The organism is Rhizobium sp. K33, from assembly GCF_056501445.1.
Genome location: NZ_CP096478.1, coordinates 3,382,421 through 3,397,749, shown reverse-complemented (window position 1 = coordinate 3,397,749; position 15,329 = coordinate 3,382,421). Strand labels below are relative to the sequence as shown.

19 protein-coding genes are annotated in these 15,329 nt (G+C 61.4%); 3 read left to right on the top strand and 16 right to left on the bottom strand.

Annotation, left to right across the window (positions count from 1 at the left end):
* Positions 1-195: 195 nt before the first annotated feature.
* The 7 genes from M1E12_RS16520 to M1E12_RS16490 all read right to left on the bottom strand — a co-directional run bounded on the left by M1E12_RS16520 (position 196) and on the right by M1E12_RS16490 (position 7,369).
* Complete coding sequence (locus M1E12_RS16520; protein ID WP_479562596.1) at positions 196-1,587, bottom strand: FGGY-family carbohydrate kinase; 1,392 nt, start codon at positions 1,585-1,587, stop codon at positions 196-198.
* Positions 1,584-1,907, bottom strand: coding sequence for an L-rhamnose mutarotase (gene rhaM, locus M1E12_RS16515; RefSeq protein ID WP_298464076.1), 324 nt, complete (start codon positions 1,905-1,907; stop codon positions 1,584-1,586). Before rhaM ends, M1E12_RS16520 begins: the two co-directional genes overlap by 4 nt.
* Entirely contained in the window at positions 1,907-2,914 is a 1,008-nt protein-coding gene (locus tag M1E12_RS16510) for an ABC transporter permease (RefSeq protein WP_479562595.1), read from the bottom strand. Before M1E12_RS16510 ends, rhaM begins: the two co-directional genes overlap by 1 nt.
* A complete protein-coding gene (locus tag M1E12_RS16505) occupies positions 2,911-3,903 on the bottom strand; it encodes an ABC transporter permease (RefSeq protein ID WP_479562594.1) in 993 nt (330 codons plus the stop codon). The genes M1E12_RS16510 and M1E12_RS16505 overlap by 4 nt, the downstream gene beginning before the upstream one ends.
* A 9-nt stretch (positions 3,904-3,912) precedes the next feature.
* The gene (locus M1E12_RS16500; protein ID WP_479562593.1) at positions 3,913-5,448 is read right to left on the bottom strand and encodes a sugar ABC transporter ATP-binding protein; all 1,536 of its coding nucleotides are present in this window, start codon (positions 5,446-5,448) and stop codon (positions 3,913-3,915) included.
* Between the two features lie 61 nt (positions 5,449-5,509).
* The gene (gene rhaS, locus M1E12_RS16495; RefSeq protein ID WP_479562592.1) at positions 5,510-6,505 is read right to left on the bottom strand and encodes a rhamnose ABC transporter substrate-binding protein; all 996 of its coding nucleotides are present in this window, start codon (positions 6,503-6,505) and stop codon (positions 5,510-5,512) included.
* Between the two features lie 51 nt (positions 6,506-6,556).
* Positions 6,557-7,369: a DeoR/GlpR family DNA-binding transcription regulator gene (locus M1E12_RS16490; protein ID WP_479562591.1), complete on the bottom strand. Its 813-nt coding sequence runs from the start codon at positions 7,367-7,369 to the stop codon at positions 6,557-6,559.
* A gap of 201 nt (positions 7,370-7,570) precedes the next feature.
* Here M1E12_RS16490 and M1E12_RS16485 point away from each other — a divergent pair, with 201 nt between their 5' ends.
* Positions 7,571-9,667: a bifunctional rhamnulose-1-phosphate aldolase/short-chain dehydrogenase gene (locus tag M1E12_RS16485; protein ID WP_479562590.1), complete on the top strand. Its 2,097-nt coding sequence runs from the start codon at positions 7,571-7,573 to the stop codon at positions 9,665-9,667.
* 38 nt (positions 9,668-9,705) lie between these two features.
* Here M1E12_RS16485 and M1E12_RS16480 read toward each other — a convergent pair whose 3' ends face one another.
* The gene (locus M1E12_RS16480; protein WP_006728180.1) at positions 9,706-9,864 is read right to left on the bottom strand and encodes a YqaE/Pmp3 family membrane protein; all 159 of its coding nucleotides are present in this window, start codon (positions 9,862-9,864) and stop codon (positions 9,706-9,708) included.
* A gap of 76 nt (positions 9,865-9,940) precedes the next feature.
* Here M1E12_RS16480 and rhaI point away from each other — a divergent pair, with 76 nt between their 5' ends.
* Complete coding sequence (gene rhaI / locus M1E12_RS16475; RefSeq protein ID WP_479562589.1) at positions 9,941-11,233, top strand: L-rhamnose catabolism isomerase; 1,293 nt, start codon at positions 9,941-9,943, stop codon at positions 11,231-11,233.
* An 85-nt stretch (positions 11,234-11,318) separates the two neighbouring features.
* Here the strand turns inward: rhaI and M1E12_RS16470 are convergent, their stop codons facing one another.
* The 8 genes from M1E12_RS16470 to M1E12_RS16435 all read right to left on the bottom strand — a co-directional run bounded on the left by M1E12_RS16470 (position 11,319) and on the right by M1E12_RS16435 (position 14,966).
* Positions 11,319-12,038 (bottom strand): Bax inhibitor-1/YccA family protein, encoded by a 720-nt coding sequence (locus tag M1E12_RS16470; RefSeq protein ID WP_479562588.1) that lies wholly within the window; start codon positions 12,036-12,038, stop codon positions 11,319-11,321.
* A gap of 23 nt (positions 12,039-12,061) precedes the next feature.
* Entirely contained in the window at positions 12,062-12,835 is a 774-nt protein-coding gene (locus M1E12_RS16465; RefSeq protein ID WP_479562587.1) for an anti-sigma factor family protein, read from the bottom strand.
* Positions 12,822-13,367 (bottom strand): sigma-70 family RNA polymerase sigma factor, encoded by a 546-nt coding sequence (locus M1E12_RS16460; RefSeq protein WP_479562586.1) that lies wholly within the window; start codon positions 13,365-13,367, stop codon positions 12,822-12,824. Before M1E12_RS16460 ends, M1E12_RS16465 begins: the two co-directional genes overlap by 14 nt.
* A gap of 54 nt (positions 13,368-13,421) precedes the next feature.
* Positions 13,422-14,060 carry an exopolysaccharide biosynthesis protein gene (locus M1E12_RS16455; protein ID WP_479562585.1) on the bottom strand — a complete coding sequence of 213 codons (639 nt, stop codon included), beginning with the start codon at positions 14,058-14,060 and terminating at the stop codon, positions 13,422-13,424.
* A gap of 80 nt (positions 14,061-14,140) precedes the next feature.
* The gene (locus M1E12_RS16450; RefSeq protein WP_479562584.1) at positions 14,141-14,410 is read right to left on the bottom strand and encodes a hypothetical protein; all 270 of its coding nucleotides are present in this window, start codon (positions 14,408-14,410) and stop codon (positions 14,141-14,143) included.
* 3 nt (positions 14,411-14,413) lie between these two features.
* Complete coding sequence (locus M1E12_RS16445; protein ID WP_310243198.1) at positions 14,414-14,602, bottom strand: hypothetical protein; 189 nt, start codon at positions 14,600-14,602, stop codon at positions 14,414-14,416.
* A 9-nt stretch (positions 14,603-14,611) separates the two neighbouring features.
* Positions 14,612-14,794 (bottom strand): hypothetical protein, encoded by a 183-nt coding sequence (locus M1E12_RS16440; RefSeq protein ID WP_136541922.1) that lies wholly within the window; start codon positions 14,792-14,794, stop codon positions 14,612-14,614.
* A 13-nt stretch (positions 14,795-14,807) separates the two neighbouring features.
* A complete protein-coding gene (locus M1E12_RS16435; RefSeq protein ID WP_479562583.1) occupies positions 14,808-14,966 on the bottom strand; it encodes a hypothetical protein in 159 nt (52 codons plus the stop codon).
* 131 nt (positions 14,967-15,097) lie between these two features.
* Between M1E12_RS16435 and M1E12_RS16430 the strand changes: the two genes are divergently transcribed.
* The gene (locus tag M1E12_RS16430; protein WP_113460975.1) at positions 15,098-15,277 is read left to right on the top strand and encodes a hypothetical protein; all 180 of its coding nucleotides are present in this window, start codon (positions 15,098-15,100) and stop codon (positions 15,275-15,277) included.
* Positions 15,278-15,329 lie beyond the last annotated feature (52 nt).

The window sequence follows — 15,329 nt, the reverse complement described above, 5'->3', positions numbered from 1 at the left end:
CCCGTTTCGTAGGAGACTGCCATGTCACATGCGATTGCCAAGATTTTCGGAGAGCCCCGGTGCTGGCGTTCGGCTGAGATGTGCAGGCAGCGGATCGCAATGGCAACGGCCACGCTCTCAATCGGCTTTCTCGCGTTTCTGGTTGTGGCTCTCTGAACAGATTTCCTCGCCCAACGGCGGCCGAGACTATGGCTTTCAGCCTTTGCGCGAGGTCCATCGCTTTTCCTCGCTTTCCCGCCATTGCTCGGCATAGGCTGCCAGGCCTTCAATTTGCCCATCGATCCGGGTCATCGGGACTTCGAGACCGATTCCGGTCAGCAGCGCCGCACCGATGGCGGTGCCTGTCGTTGCTTCCGATCCGTATACGACCCTTCTCGAAAGGGTGTGCAGAGCCTCGAGGTAGAGCTGGTTGAGCGCAAAGGGACCCTCGACGACAACGGGTCCTTCCGCGCCAATGAGATCGAGACAGGTCTGCGTCATCAAGGCGGTGTAGAGGCTTGCTGCGGCTTTTCGCTCTGCGGGTTTTTGTGGCTCATTCTGCCATCGGAACTGTGCGTCCGGGAACGGTCCGGTGCCACTCACGACGCTCGGCAGGATCATGGCGCCTGCCATGATCACCTCAGCCGCTGCGTTGCGCTCTTCGTCATAGGAGGTCGCCTCGAGGTCTCGCGTCAGAAGATCCCATTCACGGCCCCCCATGAAACGGGCGGAGGGAACGGCTGCGCCATTGGCGTCCACGTTGACCAAGGTGTCGCGGGCGGGATCGAGCTCCTCCGGCTTCGCACCTACGCCGAAGCTGATCACCCAGGTGCCGGTGGAAACGACCGTGCAGGGGCTGCCGAAGCCGACGAGATGCGGCAGCAGCGAGGCATTGGAATCGTGGATGCCGCAAAAGACGGGCACCGGTTCGGCGAGCCCCAAGTCTTTTGCGATCTCAGGTCGGATCGGGCCGAGGGCCTCGAAGGCGGAGCGCAGCGGCGCCATCTTGTCGCGAATTTCCAGCCGGTCAACCAGATCGGAATATTCTCCCTCAAACGGACGCCAGAGATCGGTGTGACAGCCGAGAGAGGTGCGCTCGTTGGCGGCAATTCCGGTTAGCCGGTAGGCCCAGTATTGCGGATAAGTGAGGATCGTCTGCACTTTCGTGAATTCGTCTGGAAAGGCCGTCTTCTGGTAGTGCAACTGCGCGCCGACATTCAGCCCGCCGGTCAGCGGTGGAGAGAAGGTTTCGGAGAAACTCGGCCTCAACGCTCGATAGGCGGTCGCGATGGCGTCGCGGTAGGAATGTTCGTAGTCGAGGACCGGCAGCGCAAGCTCGCCGTCCTGGTCCAGGAGGGCTGCGGAGGCGCCGTGGGTGGTGATCGACAGAGCTTCGAAGCCCGGATTAGCCGCAAAATCCTTCAGCGTCTTCAGGATGAAACTCCAGAGAGCCTCGATATCGAAATGCGGATAAGGCGGTCCCGGCAGGACCGTGTTTGCCGTTTTGCGGACGGCAAGCTCGGCCCCCGTGCGCCCATCGACCAGGACCACTTTGGCATTGGTCTTGCCGATATCGATGACAGCGATGCGTTCGAAGGACTGGCTCATGGCATGTGGAAGACGGGTTTCAGATCCACCGCCCAGGGGGAGTTGTCGGGGTTGGTGGCCATGATATCCGCCATATGCGCCCACCAGCGCTTCATCACCGGGTGCGAGGGCAGGTCGGCCATCTTGTGCGTCTTCGTGCGCGTAAGGACGCCGATCAGAAGGTTCGTTTCCGGATCGAGATGGATCGTGTAGTCGCTGATGCCGGCATCATGCAGGAGGTCGACGAGATCCGGCCATATCTCGTCATGGCGCTTCCTGTATTCCGCCTCCATACCGGGATTAAGCTTCATCTTGAAGACGTGGCGTTCGGTCTCGCTCATTATGCGTTCCTCGCATGCTTGATCCGGCGAGCGATGATCGGCAGGGCAATGGTGATGATCAAGAGCAGGCCGATGAAGATCGACATGACGATGCCCGGCACGTTGAGCAGGCCAAGACCGAAGGTGACGAGGCCCATGACGAAGGCGGCGATGACCACGCCGACGATGGTGCCGGATCCGCCGAGGATAGAGACGCCGCCGAGCACGACCATGGTGACGACTTCGAGTTCCCAGCCTTGAGCGATCGACGGGCGGGTCGAGCCGAGGCGGGAGGTGAGGCAGACGGCGGCGATACCGCTCATCAGGCCGGTCAGCAGGAAAAGGATGAATTTGACCCGCTCGACCGGAATCCCGGAAAACCGTGCGGCATGCGGATTGTTGCCGATGACATAGACATGGCGGCCGAAATTTGTCCGGTGCAGGAGGATGGCGAAAATGACGGCCATCACCAGGAAGAGAACGAATTCGAAGGAGATGACCCAGAAGACATAACCCTGGCCGAAGAAGGCGAATTCGGGCGGGTATTTGCCGAATGCCTGGTCGCCGAGAACCAGATAGGAGATGCCGCGGAATAGGCTCGTGGTGCCGATCGTCACGACGATCGAGGGCAGCTTCAGGCCGGCGACGAGCAGGCCGTTGAAGGCACCGCAGGCAAGGCCGGTGGTGATCCCGATCGCGACCAGACCGGGCGCACCGACGCCCAGCTGTGCGGCATAGCCCATGGCCGTCGATGCGAGCGCGATGATCGCGGCAACGGAGAGATCGATCTCTCCGGCGATGATCAGCAGCGCCATGGCAAAGGCGATCAGCGCCTTTTCGGTGAAGTTGAAGGTGGCGTCCGACAGGTTCCAGGCGTTCAGGAAGTAGGGCGAGGCCAGTGAATTGGCGATGAAGATCGCGACCGCCACGCAGAAGAGGAGGACTTCCCAGCTGCCCAGCAGTCGGCGGAAAGGCGTTTCGAGCCGGTCAGGGATGACGCGTTTCGTCTGTTCGGTCGCAGTGCTCATGCGGTCACCTCCTTTCCGGCTGCGCGGTCGCGCAAGATGATGCGGCCCTTCTTGGCCTCGGCGCGGGCGTTGAAGACAACGGCGAGCACGATGACGATGCCCGAGATCGCCATCTGGGCGAAGGGCGAGATGCCGATGACGGGGAGCGCGTTCTTGATGACACCGAGGAAGAGGGCGCCCAAAACCGTACCGATGACGGTGCCGATGCCACCTGCAATCGAGATGCCGCCGATGACGCAGGCCGCGACGCTGTCGAGCTCGAAGCCTGCGGCGATATCGACATAGGCGACCGCATAACGCGAGACCCAGAGGTAACCGGAGAGGCCGGCAAGCGCGCCCGAGAGCACGAAGGCCAGGAAACGGGCGCGACCGACATCAATGCCGGCATAGATGGCCGCGACCGGATTGCCGCCGGCAGCATAGGTCGAGCGGCCGAAGGCGGTGCGGGCGAGAATGAAGCCGATGAGCAGGATCACCGCGATTGCGACCCAGGAGAGGATCGGCAGCCCCAGCACCGGCAGGCGCGGTACGCCGAGAAAGTCCGGCTGCATCTGGTGTGCATTGACCCATGCGCCGCCGGAGAGCACGAAGCTCATGCCGCGATAGATGGTCAGCGTGCCGAGCGTGACGACGATCGGCGGGATCTGCAGGGCCCAGACGAGGAAGCCGTTGATGGCACCGAGGGCGGCACCAATGCCGATCGCGATGAGAACCAGGAGCGCCAGCGGCAGGCCCGGATAGGCGCTGTCGAGCATGGCCACGGCCATGCCGGTAAAGGCGAGATTGGCGGCAACCGAGAGGTCGATCGACTTGGTGAGGATCACGACCATCTGGCCGAGTGCCAGGATGACCAGGATCGAGGTGTCGTTGAAGATCTTAGCCAGGTTTTCAGGCGTGGCGAAATTGGGTGCGCGGGTGGTGAAGCCGAGGATCATGCCGATGATGATCAGACCCAGCAGCATTTCCCGGTTTTTCAAGAGCTTCTGCATTGTCATTCCTCACGCATTGCCGGTGGCGGCGCGCACCAGCGTCTCAGCGGTCAGGCCTTCGCGCTCGAAAATGCCGGCCTGCAGGCCTTCGCGCATCACCATGACGCGATCCGACATGCCGAGGATTTCGGGCAGTTCGGACGAGATCATGATGATCGACAAGCCTTCGCTTGCGAGTTCCGAGATGAAGGCGTGGACGGCGGCCTTGGAGCCGATGTCGATGCCTTTTGTCGGTTCGTCGAGAATGATGACCTTGGGCGAGGTGGCGAGCCACTTGCCGATCACGACCTTTTGCTGGTTGCCGCCCGAGAGCGTGCCGACGGGCACCGAGAGAGCCGCCGCGCGCAGGTCGAGCCGCTCGGCAAAGCGCCGCGCGAGCTTCAGTTCGTTGGTCGCCTTCAGGAAGCCTGCAACCGAGGTGCGGATCAGCGAGGGCAGCGACATGTTCTGGTAGATCGGCAGTTCCAGCGCCAGACCATGGCGACCCCGTTCCTCGGGCACATAGACAATGCCGGCTGTGATCGCATCGGAGGTGTTGCGAATGGCGATTTCGCGGCCTTCGAGCTCCAGCCTGCCGGATTTCGGCCTGTTGATGCCGAAGATCGACTGGCAGAGTTCGGAGCGACCGGCGCCGATCAGGCCGTATACGCCGAGGATCTCGCCCTTGCGCAGGGTGAAGCTGATATCGCGGAATTCGGTTTCGTGGCTGTAGCCCATGACACTGAGAACCGGCGCGCCGATCACGGCCTCGGTCTTTGGAAAGACGTCGTGCACGTCGCGGCCGACCATCTGACGCACGATCTCGTCCTGCGGCGTGTCCTTGAGAACGCCGGAGCCGACCATGCGGCCATCCCGGAAGACGGCATAGTTGTCGGCGATCTCGTAGAGTTCATCGAACTTGTGGCTGATGAAAAGGATTGCCTTGCCCTGGCGCTTCAGGCCCTCGACGATGCGGAAGAGATCGTCGATCTCCTTGCGCGACAAGGCGGCCGTCGGTTCGTCCATGATAACGATGCGGGCATCGACGGAGAGTGCGCGGGCGATCGCGACCAGATGGCGCTGGGCGATCGAGAAGTCCTTGAGCTTGGTGGTCGGGTCGATGTCGCTTTCCAGCGCTTTCATCAATTGCCTGGACCGCTCGTTGATCGTGCGCCAGTCAATCAGGCCGAAGCGGGTTCGCGGTGCGTGGCCAAGGAAGATGTTCTCGCCGACGGTCAGTTCGTCGAACAGCACGGTCTCCTGGTGGATGGCCGTGACGCCTGCATCGATAGCGTCCTGGGCGTTGGCGAAGCTGGTCGGCTTGCCGTCGATCAGGATCTCGCCTTCGTTCGGGCGATAGATGCCGGTCAGGATCTTGACGAGCGTCGACTTGCCGGCGCCGTTCTCGCCGATCAGCGCGGTCACCTTGCCCGGATAAAGAGCGATATTCACCTGATCCAGAGCTTTGACGCCCGGGAAGATCTGGGAAATGCCCCGCATTTCGAGAATGGGCTCGCCAGCCGGGATCGCGCCCGCCGCGAGCTTGGCAGATTGAACGGTCATCATTTCACTTACCGACTGAAGGAAAATCCCGGCGGCTTTGGCCGCCGGGGCTGGTCCGCCGAGATCAGAAGATCTTGGAGAATTCCTCGATGTTCGAGGCGTCGTAGACGAAGGGGTCAGCCATGGCGGCTTCGCCGTTGTCGCCGACCTTGATCTTGCCCATGCGACCGGCTTCGATTTCCGAACCCGGAGCTGCGTCGGTCTCGCCCTTCACGATGCGATAGGCAATCTGGGTGGCGGAGTAGCCGAGGTCAATCGGGTTCCAGATGGCGAATTCCTTCGTGGCACCCGACTGGATGGCGCCGGCCATTTCCGAGGGAAGGCCGAGGCCGGTGACATAGACGTCGCCGATCTTGCCGGCATCCTTGACGGCCTGCGAGGCGGCCAGAACGCCGACGGTAGTAGGGGCAACGATGACCTTGACGTTCGGCTGCGAGGTCAGGAGACCATTGGCTTCGCGGTAGCTCTTGTCGGCCAGGTCGTCACCATAAACGGTGGTCACGAGGTTCAGGCCGGGGAAGTCCTTCAGCTGTGCCTTCATTTCCTCGATCCAGATGTTCTGGTTGGTCGAGGTGGTGGTGGCGGACAGGATGGCGAAGTCACCCTTGCCATCCGGCAGATGGTTGGCGGCGAGCTGCAGGCACATCTTGCCGATCAGCGCGTTGGACGACGGGTTGAGGTGCATAATGCGGCCTTCGGGCGCTACGCCGGAATCCCACGAGATGACCTTGATGCCGCGATCCATGGCCTTCTTGAGAGCCGGGACGACCGCGTCGGGATCGTTTGCGGAGATTGCGATGGCATCGACGCCCTGGGCGATCAGCGAGTTGATGACTTCGATCTGCCCTTCGGCCGTGGTCGAGGTCGGGCCGGTGTAGATCACTTCGACACCGCCGAGCTCCTTGGCGGCTTCCTGCGCGCCCTTGTTGGCAGCTTCAAAAAAGCCGATGCCGAGCGACTTGACGACGAGCGCGATCTTCATGTCGGCGGCCTGTGCGGCCGAGCCCATGGTTGCGAGTGCAATGGCTGCACCGGCCAGCAACATTTTCGTCAGTTTCATGTTTTCCTCCCAGGTTGATGAACTGCTTCCCTCTCCCTCCCGGCGCCTCCTCTAGGCGACCGATGAGGTATCCTCCCTTGCCGACGAAGCCATCGGCTTCACGGTTATGAGCTTCACGCCGGCGTCGGTGACCATGGCGGCCGCCTCGTCGGTAATTCCGTCATCGGTGATGATCGTCGACACCTTGTCGAGCGCGCACAGGATCAGGCTGGAGCGCTTGGCGAACTTGCTGGAGTCGACCATGACGATCAGCTCTTCGGCCTGGCGCACAAGCTTCTGCTCGCTCTGAATGACGAGCGCGTCGGACTCCATCACGCCGAGCGCATTGATGCCCTGCGCGCCGATGAAGATGCGACGGGCGTAGAAATTGCGGATCGCGTCATTGTCGAAAGGCGACAAGATCAAGCTCTGGTCGCGATAGATCGCGCCGCCGGGAACCGAGACCGTGCATTTCGAGTGCTTCACCAGGTGTTCCGCGATCGCGAAGGAATTGGTCATGACCTGCAGGCGGCGGGCCGACATGAAATGCACCATCTGGAAGGTGGTGGTGCCGCCATTGATGATGATCGAATCGCCTTCTTCGCAGAGATCGACGGCTGCGCGCGCAATTGCGCGTTTCTTGTCGATGTTGACCGATTCAGAAACGCGGAAGGGGCGGGCGGCGAGATTGCCGAGCTGCGGCGGGTGAACGGCTTCTGCGCCACCGCGGACGCGCCTCAGCTTTCCCTGCACGTGAAGAGACGCGATATCGCGGCGGATCGTGGCTTCTGAAGCCTCGGTCAGCTCGGCGATATCCTGCACCGTGATCACAGGCTTTTCCTGGATGGCGCTCAGAATAATGCGATGGCGTTCGCGTTCGTGCATGGGGTCCTCCTGACGGTGATTTATTCGTAATGTTTTTACGCTGTCAATCAGAAACGATCAAAAATAATAATATTGCAGCGCACAATGAAAAGAAATGATCGAAACTGATTGACAATCGCGGGACGGCTGCGCGATATCTGCGAACAAGAAGGAGATGAGCCGTCGCTGACCGCTCATGAAAATCATTGCAGGGAGGATGTCATGACGGGCCAAACCCGCCTTCTCGAAAACCGTTGGGATGACGCCCACGCGGCCAAGCTGGATGAGCCCGGCAAGCTTCTTTACCGCTCCAATCTCTTGGGCGCTGACAAGCGCATCACCAATTACGGTGGCGGCAACACGTCTGCCAAGGTGATGGAGATCGACCCGCTGACCGGTGAGAAGGTCAAGGTGCTCTGGGTCAAAGGCTCTGGTGGCGACGTCGGGACGATCAAGCTTGATGGCTTTGCGACGCTCTATCAGGAGAAGCTCGACGCGCTGAAGGGCATCTACAAGGGCGTGCATGACGAAGACCGCATGGTCGGCTTCCTGCCGCATTGCACTTTCAACCTCAATCCGCGCGCGGCCTCGATCGATACGCCGCTGCATGGTTTCGTGCCGTTTACGCATGTCGATCACATGCATCCGGACGCGATTATCGCGATCGCGGCCTCGAAGAATTCGAAGGAATTGACTGAGAAGATCTTCGGCTCCGAGATCGGCTGGCTGCCCTGGCGCCGTCCCGGTTTCCAGCTCGGCCTCGACCTCGAAGCCTTCGTGAAGGCCAATCCGACCGCCAAGGGCGTCGTGCTTGAAAGCCATGGCCTGTTCACCTGGGCAAACGACGCGAAGGACTGCTACCTGCTGACGCTCGAGATCATCAACAAGGCGATCGCGTGGTTTGCGAAGGAGACCGAGGGCAAGACGATCTTCGGCGGTGCCGTCGCAACGAGCCTGCCGGCGGAGGAGCGCCGTGCGATTGCCGCGCGCTTGATGCCCGAGATCCGCGGCCGCATCGGCAAGGCAGAGCGCAAGCTCGGCCATTTTGACGATCAGGATGCCGTGCTTGAATTCGTCAACTCGAAGAACCTGCAGCCGCTGGGCAGCCTCGGCACCTCTTGCCCCGACCATTTCCTGCGCACCAAGATCCGGCCGCTGATCGTTGATTTCGATCCCGTAAAGCCGGATGTCGATGCGGTTCTTGCCGGTCTGGACAAGGCGCTCGAAGCTTATCGCGCCGACTACACCCGCTACTACGAGACCTGCAAACACGACAATTCGCCTGCGATCCGCGATCCGAACCCGGTGATCTTCCTGGTTCCCGGCGTTGGCATGCTGTCCTTTGCCAAGGACAAGGCAACCGCCCGCATCGCCGGAGAGTTCTACGTCAATGCAATCAACGTGATGCGCGGCGCCTCGACGGTTTCCGAATATCAGGGGCTGCCGGAGCAGGAAGCCTTCGATATCGAATACTGGCTGCTCGAAGAGGCAAAGCTGCAGCGCATGCCGAAGCCGAAGAGCCTGGCCGGCCGCGTTGCCTTCGTCACCGGCGGCGCCGGCGGCATTGGCCGGGCGACCGCCGACCGGCTGATGGCGGAAGGGGCTTGCGTGGTGCTCGCCGATATCGATGCGGCAGCGCTCGAACAGACCGTCGCCGATTTCTCGAAGCGCCATGGTGCGGATGTGGTCCGCTCCGTGCAGCTCGATGTGACGCGCGAGGATGCGGTTATTCGTTCCTTCGCCGAAGCCTGCGTGGAATTCGGTGGCGTCGATATCCTCGTGTCGAATGCCGGGATTGCCTCGTCGGCTCCGGTCGAAGACACGACGCTTGCCATGTGGGACAAGAATATCAGCATCCTGGCAACCGGCTATTTCCTGGTTTCCCGCGAGGCTTTCCGGCTGTTCCGGCGGCAGGGGCTCGGCGGCAACGTCGTCTTCGTTGCTTCGAAGAACGGGCTCGCCTCGTCGCCGAACGCGTCCGCCTATTGCACGGCCAAGGCCGCCGAGATCCATCTCGCCCGCTGCCTGGCACTCGAAGGCGCAGATGCCGGCATCCGGGTGAACACGGTCAATCCGGATGCGGTGCTGCGTGGCTCGAAGATCTGGAATGGCGAGTGGCGCGAGCAGCGCGCGGCGTCGTCGAAGATCGAGGTGGATGATCTTGAGGAGCACTACCGCAAGCGCTCGATGCTGAAGCTTAATGTCTTTCCGGAAGACATTGCAGAGGCGATCTATTTCCTCGCCTCTGACCTTTCGGCGAAATCGACCGGCAACATCATCAATGTCGATGCCGGCAACGCGCAGAGCTTTACGCGCTGATCCCCCGAGGCGCTCGCGGCGCGAATGCCGCGGACCGCTTACTTGCGGATGATGACCCAGATCGCGTGGATGATGCCGGGGATATAGCCGAACAGGGTCAGCAGGATGTTCAGCCAGAAATGCAGGCCGATGCCGACCTGGAGGAAGACGCCCAGCGGCGGCAGGAGGATGGCAAGCAGAATGCGAAGGACGTCCATAGTGGCTCCGTTTGTTGTTTCAGATTGCAGATAAACGCGCTTCGGTAACAATCGTTCGCGCGAGGTGGAGGAAAGAATGACCGAGATGCGAATTGCCGCCGAAATCGTCGCGGCGGAGAATGACAAGCGTGAAGCCGCCCATCGCAGCGACTATCAGGCGCTGGGTGAAAAACTGGCCCGCAGCTCGATCGACATCGACAAGTTGACCGCGAAGGTCGCCGACTTCTTCGTCGCCGTTCCCTCCTGGGGTGTCGGCACGGGTGGCACGCGCTTTGCTCGTTTCCCCGGACTTGGCGAGCCGCGGCATATCTTCGACAAGCTTGATGACTGCGGCGTCATCCAGCAATTGACCCGCGCGACGCCGACAGTCTCGCTGCATATCCCCTGGGATAAGTCGGATCCGACGGAGCTCAAGGCCAAGGCCGATGCGCTCGGGCTCGGCTTCGATGCGATGAACTCGAACACGTTTTCGGATGGTGCCGATCAGGCGCATTCCTACAAGTTCGGTTCGCTCAGCCATGTGGACGCCGGGACCCGTCGTCAGGCGGTCGAGCATAACCTGGAATGCATCGAGATCGGCCGCACCCTGGGCTCCAAGGCCCTGACGGTGTGGATCGGCGATGGCTCCAACTTCCCGGGGCAAAGCAATTTCACCCGCCAGTTCGAGCGTTACCTTGATGCGATGCGCGACATCTACCAGGCGCTGCCGGATGACTGGCGGCTGTTCTCCGAACACAAGATGTACGAGCCGGCCTTCTATTCGACGGTCGTGCAGGACTGGGGCACGAATTACCTGATCGCACAGACGCTCGGCGACAAGGCCTTCTGCCTCGTCGATCTCGGACATCATGCGCCGAACACCAATATCGAGATGATCGTCGCGCGGCTCATCCAGTTCGGCAAGCTCGGTGGTTTCCACTTCAACGACTCGAAGTATGGCGACGACGATCTGGATGCAGGATCGGTCGAACCCTACCGCCTCTTCCTCGTCTTCAACGAACTCGTTGATGCCGAGCATCGCGGTGTGAAGGGTTTCCATCCGGCGCATATGATCGACCAAAGCCACAATGTGACCGACCCGATCGAAAGCCTGATTGCAAGCGCCAACGAGATCCGTAGAGCCTATGCGCAGGCGCTTCTGGTGGATCGCGCAGCGCTCGAAGGCTATCAGGAGGGCAATGACGCGCTGATGGCGACGGAAACACTGAAGCGAGCCTATCGCGCCGATGTCGAGCCGATCCTGGCGGAGGCGCGTCGGCGGGCCGGTGGTGCGATCGATCCGGTCGCGACCTATCGTGCGAGCGGCTACCGGGCCCGGGTTGCGGCCGAGCGTCCGGCGGTAAAGGGCGGTTCCGGCGGGATCGTCTAAGCTGGATCTCATTCTCATCTCGTGAAAACGCCCGGGCAAAACCCGGGCGTTTCCTGTTTCAGCGTTCTCCCGACGCTTTTTTCTCTTATTCTTCGCGCTGGCCCGTCAGGCTCAGCAGCAGCTGGAACAGGTTGACGAAGTTCAGGTAGAGCGAGAGGGCGCCGAAGACGGCGAGCTTTTGCTGGCTCTCCTGGTCGTAGTTTTCGGCATACTGTTCCTTGATGTTCTGCGTATCCCATGCGGTCAGACCGACAAAGACGAAGACGCCGATGACCGAGATCGCGAACTGAAGGGCGCTCGAGCCTAGGAAGATGTTGACGATCGAGGCGATGACGACACCGATCAGACCCATCATCAGGAACGAGCCGAACTGCGACAGGTCACGCTTGGTCGTGTAACCATAAAGGCTCATGGCGCCGAACATGGTTGCGGTGATGAAGAAGGTGCGCGCGATTGAGGTTCCGGTGAAGACCAGGAAGACCGAGGCCAGCGACAGACCCATCACGGCAGCAAAAGCCCAGAAGGCCATCTGCGCGGTGGCAGCCGACATCGCGTGGATGCGGAACGAGAAGAAGAAGACGAAGGCGAGCGGCGCCAGCATGACGACCCACTTCAGCGGCGTGGAGAAGATCGGCACATAGAGCGCCGGCGTCTGGCTTACCACGAAGGCAACGATGCCGGTGATGACCAGTCCGAGGCCCATGTAGTTGTAGACGCGCAGCATGTGCTTGCGCAGACCTTCGTCGAAGAGAGCCGCGGACTGGGCCTGGGCGCCGTAGCCGAAGCGGTTCTGAATGGGATCCATAGTCGATTACCTCCTTGGATGGATCAATAAAGGGTGCGGGCAAGCCTGCGGGCCTCTTCGGCCAGCTTGTCCGCGTTTTCGGTTTCGGAGATCAGCGCGTAGGCAACCTCGCCGATCTGCCAATAGGCTGCGTTGGTCCGGCCCTCCTGCTTCAGCAGCACCTGCTGAACGGCAAAATTGCCAGGCCGGACGGCGAAGAGGGACAGCCTCTCGCCGGATTGCGGTTCGACCTCGAGCTCGACGCTCGGACCATAGGTCGAGGGGAAAACCTGGGCGTCACGAACCGCCCATTCGCTCGGCATCGTGGGCAGCACGATTGCCGTGGCAGATCGGATCTCTGCCGGATCGAAGTTGTTCGTCACCGTCTGCGAGCTCATCTGCTCGCGCAGTTCGGCCGTCTGATGCGCGCGAATGGCTTCCTCAACGAACTGTGGTGGCGGCACGGAGGCCACGACTTCGCCGATGCTGCCGGGAGAAATCCAGCCATGGGCAATCCAGCCGGCACCGACGAGAAGCACAACCGCTGCCGCGCGCCGCATCACATCGATGGTGCGGGGACGGTTGAAGGCGCTTTCAAGGGCACGTGCCGCATCGCGCGTTTCCTGGCGCACGACCGACGGCATGCCGGCTAGAGCCAGCCGCAACTCGTCGCGGACCCGGAGGTCAGCCATGACTTTGGCGGCGACCGTGGGGTTTTCCGACAGGTAAGCCTCGACCTCGATACGGCGGCCGACATCCAGCTGGTCGTCGACATAGGCGTGCAGGTCGGCCTCGATCACAGGATCATGGCTGGTCATCGGGGTTTCCTCCAACGATTCTGAGGTGGGGCACGGCGCTCGTCTCCTCGCCGCCTTCCATCGCCCTCAGCCGGGCGCGGGCGCGGGAAACGCGAGACATCAATGTGCCCACGGGAATGTTAAGGACATCGGCGGCCTCCTGGTAGGAGAGCTCCTCGATGGCCACGAGATGAAGGGCTTCGCGCTGGTCTTCCGGCAGAGCGAGAAACGCGTCCCGCACCTGGGCGAGCCGGACGGAATGCTCCTGTCCAGCTGGAGCCACGGCATCGGCCAGATCGGCCACAGCATCGTGACGGCGATGGACAGCCCGGTCGCGGCGAAGCCGGTCGATATGGGTATTGTGCAGGATCGACATCAGCCAGTTGCGAATGCTGCCGCCGCTCCTGAAGCTCGACCTGCGCTCGAGCGCGCGTACCAGCGCGTCGTGAACGAGATCTTCGGCCTCATCGGGGTTTCTGGCGAGCGAACGGGCATAGCGTCGCAATGCTGCGAGCTGGCCAATCACATTGAACGGGTTCGAGTTCGTCGTCATGCCCCAGTATACGGAGCCGGTGGCAGGCTTATTCCATCAGACGCGGAAAATTTTTCAGCTGCCGGCAAGTGTGCCGATACCCCAGGCTGCGGCATAGACAAGGCCGCCCGTTGCGCCGAGCGCGAAGACACCCATGGCCACGCCGAGAACAGTGACGAGCCCGTCCCGTTCCATCAAACCGAGGGCGATCATCACTAGAGCCGCGACGGGGAGCATGTTGCCGAACGGAATGGGGAGTGCCACGGCAATGGCGAGCAGTAGCACGGGGATGCCGAGGAATGCCTGTGCCCTCGGTCCCGCGAACCGACGCATGCGGTTCTTTCGCAGGAGAGTTTCTACGCGGGCCACGAGAGGTGCGGTGTAGCGGACCATCAGGTCGATCGTGCCGCCTGAAACCTGGCGTCGGCCGAGAAAGGATGGCAGCCAGATGCGACGGAAGCCAGCAATGATCTGAAGGGAAACGATGGCCAGACAGGTTCCGAAGACCATGCCGAAGGGGCCGGGGATCGGGGTCAGCGCAGGCAGCGAGAGAATGAGGATGGCGAAAGCGATGCTGCTGCGGCCCATGGCAGACATCAATCCGTCGAGGGTAACCGAGCCCGCTTCCAGCGCTTGGGCTCGAAGGCGCGCCAGCCGTCTGGACGCCACGCCGCCTTCCAGGGCGGGATCAACTTGCGGCGCGGCGTTGGTCATTCTTCGGTTCTCCTATCTCGGCGCAGATGTAGGAGACCTAGGATGGCGCACAAGAATGCTCTCTCGCAAAGTTGAACGGCTCAGTTTCCTGCAGCGATGCGGCGTACCAGGCTGCGGAAGCTCTCCACATCACCATCCGCCTTGTCGAGAAAATCGATCGGGAAGAGAACCGCTTTGCGATTGGCCTCCGACAAAGAGGAGGTCTCAAGATCCTGTTCGGCGGCCTGCCTTGCCTCTGACATCGCCTGATGGAGATCCTCGGCGTTCAGAATGCCTTTCTCGATCATGCGACGGACAAGTGCGGAGATGGCCAGGTAGAGACCTTCCAGTTGAGGGTTCGCGGTGTTCATCTTCTACTTCCGCTTAGGGTCGTGGGTATGGTGCGTATCCCGCTCGCCACCACCGCCCGAGACATCGCTATGGTGTTTGCGATCCGATTTCGGCGCGGGCTTTTCTACTTCCAGAGGCGCCTTGGCATTCTCGTGCGATGCGCCCGGGCCGCCCTGGCGGATAGTCGATGGGCTTTTCGTCGATGTCGACATGGTCTGCTCCTATCGGTCCTGCTGATATCCCTGATGGGTCGTATTGACCTTGCTGTTGCCCTGCTGGCCCAGCTTGTCGGGGTTCTTTTCCGGCGAGAAATGCTGCTCCTCGCCCTTCTTCATCGATCCGGTCTCGCCGGTCCCCTTGTGGCTGCGGTTTTCCTCCGGAACGGGTGGCAGTTTGCTGTTCATGATGATGCTCCCTTCAATCGATCCGTCGCTTCGGATCGAGGTCGACACCCTGTTCGATTGGTTCTTCGTCGGGGTCGTCCTGCTTTGCCAGTTCGCGCTCGATCGTCCGCCGGTCACCCTCGGGCGGATCCGGCTGCAAACGGTGCGGTTCTGCGGTTTTATCTGCGGTCATATGAGCCTCCTCCATTGGTCATGCCTACCGAACGTCAGCGGCTTTCTGCGGTTCCCGAGAAACTGATGCTGTGGCGCCGGAACCTGAAAGGATCACTGCATGTTTCTCCTGTCCCGAAAACGGAGATAGCCATGAGCGAGAAGATCGAAAATGCCGGCAAGCCGGAGCCGGATGAGGACAAGACCAAGGCCGAGGACATGCCTGCGGCCGGCCCGCACGACAAGGAGGAGCTGCAGGATCCGATGAAAACGCCGGGCACGGGTTCCTTGCCGGATGTCGGCTCGCAAGGGGCGGATGTCGGCCCCGATTGAGATACCTTCAAAGAAGAAGGCCGGTGCGCACACACCGGCCTTCTGTTTCGTC

Coding starts and splice junctions, on each gene's coding strand:
- M1E12_RS16505 (WP_479562594.1), bottom strand. CDS start 3,903: ATGCAGAAGCTCTTGAAAAACCGGGAAATGCTGCTGGGTCTGATCATC.
- M1E12_RS16435 (WP_479562583.1), bottom strand. CDS start 14,966: ATGACCGCAGATAAAACCGCAGAACCGCACCGTTTGCAGCCGGATCCG.
- M1E12_RS16440 (WP_136541922.1), bottom strand. CDS start 14,794: ATGAACAGCAAACTGCCACCCGTTCCGGAGGAAAACCGCAGCCACAAG.
- M1E12_RS16455 (WP_479562585.1), bottom strand. CDS start 14,060: ATGACCAACGCCGCGCCGCAAGTTGATCCCGCCCTGGAAGGCGGCGTG.
- rhaS (WP_479562592.1), bottom strand. CDS start 6,505: ATGAAACTGACGAAAATGTTGCTGGCCGGTGCAGCCATTGCACTCGCA.
- M1E12_RS16490 (WP_479562591.1), bottom strand. CDS start 7,369: ATGCACGAACGCGAACGCCATCGCATTATTCTGAGCGCCATCCAGGAA.
- M1E12_RS16500 (WP_479562593.1), bottom strand. CDS start 5,448: ATGATGACCGTTCAATCTGCCAAGCTCGCGGCGGGCGCGATCCCGGCT.
- M1E12_RS16430 (WP_113460975.1), top strand. CDS start 15,098: ATGAGCGAGAAGATCGAAAATGCCGGCAAGCCGGAGCCGGATGAGGAC.
- M1E12_RS16465 (WP_479562587.1), bottom strand. CDS start 12,835: ATGACCAGCCATGATCCTGTGATCGAGGCCGACCTGCACGCCTATGTC.
- M1E12_RS16480 (WP_006728180.1), bottom strand. CDS start 9,864: ATGGACGTCCTTCGCATTCTGCTTGCCATCCTCCTGCCGCCGCTGGGC.
- M1E12_RS16470 (WP_479562588.1), bottom strand. CDS start 12,038: ATGGATCCCATTCAGAACCGCTTCGGCTACGGCGCCCAGGCCCAGTCC.
- M1E12_RS16460 (WP_479562586.1), bottom strand. CDS start 13,367: ATGACGACGAACTCGAACCCGTTCAATGTGATTGGCCAGCTCGCAGCA.
- M1E12_RS16445 (WP_310243198.1), bottom strand. CDS start 14,602: ATGTCGACATCGACGAAAAGCCCATCGACTATCCGCCAGGGCGGCCCG.
- M1E12_RS16520 (WP_479562596.1), bottom strand. CDS start 1,587: ATGAGCCAGTCCTTCGAACGCATCGCTGTCATCGATATCGGCAAGACC.
- M1E12_RS16510 (WP_479562595.1), bottom strand. CDS start 2,914: ATGAGCACTGCGACCGAACAGACGAAACGCGTCATCCCTGACCGGCTC.
- rhaI (WP_479562589.1), top strand. CDS start 9,941: ATGACCGAGATGCGAATTGCCGCCGAAATCGTCGCGGCGGAGAATGAC.
- M1E12_RS16450 (WP_479562584.1), bottom strand. CDS start 14,410: ATGAACACCGCGAACCCTCAACTGGAAGGTCTCTACCTGGCCATCTCC.
- rhaM (WP_298464076.1), bottom strand. CDS start 1,907: ATGAGCGAGACCGAACGCCACGTCTTCAAGATGAAGCTTAATCCCGGT.
- M1E12_RS16485 (WP_479562590.1), top strand. CDS start 7,571: ATGACGGGCCAAACCCGCCTTCTCGAAAACCGTTGGGATGACGCCCAC.